Genomic DNA, 528 nt, shown 5'->3' with positions numbered 1-528 from the left:
AGGTCCGCTTCGCCCTGCCGCCGGCGTTGCTCCAAGGAGACCCGCAGCACCGGAACGCGCTGTACGACGGCTCGGCGGCCGTGCTCTGCGACTGGGACACGGCCAGCTACGGGGAGCCGGAGATCGACCTGGTGACGATCGAGATCCACTGTCGCCGGTTCGGTTACGGCAAGGCGCACTACGATGCCTTCGCCCGGTCGTACGGCTTTGATGTCGTCGAATGGCAGGGGTACCAAGTTCTTCGGGACCTGCGTGAGTTGAGGATGATTACGACGAACGCGAAGCGCGCTGCGGCGGGTTCGGGAACTCTGGCGGAGGTTGTCCGTCGTGTCTCCGGGCTGCGTGAGGGCGATGACGGGCTGCGCTGGCACATCCTGTGACGCCCTGTGATTCCGCGGTGCCGCCCTGCGAGGTGATCGCGGGGCGGCAGCGTCGGCGGTCTGCTGCGGTGCCTACACGACGCCGGAGAGGGGCGTCGCGGTGAGTCGGCTGATGCCCTCGGCTGTCTTGAGCGTGTGTCAGCGGTCG

Annotated in this window: 1 pseudogene; it reads left to right on the top strand. The window is 67.6% G+C overall.

Annotation, left to right across the window (positions count from 1 at the left end):
• Positions 1–380: pseudogene (locus C2142_RS33790) on the top strand (aminoglycoside phosphotransferase family protein); the annotation flags it as partial.
• Positions 381–528 lie beyond the last annotated feature (148 nt).

Origin of the sequence: Streptomyces sp. CB01881 (assembly GCF_002953255.1) — a bacterium.
Taxonomy (GTDB): domain Bacteria; phylum Actinomycetota; class Actinomycetes; order Streptomycetales; family Streptomycetaceae; genus Kitasatospora.
This window is presented reverse-complemented; position numbering and strand designations above follow the sequence as displayed.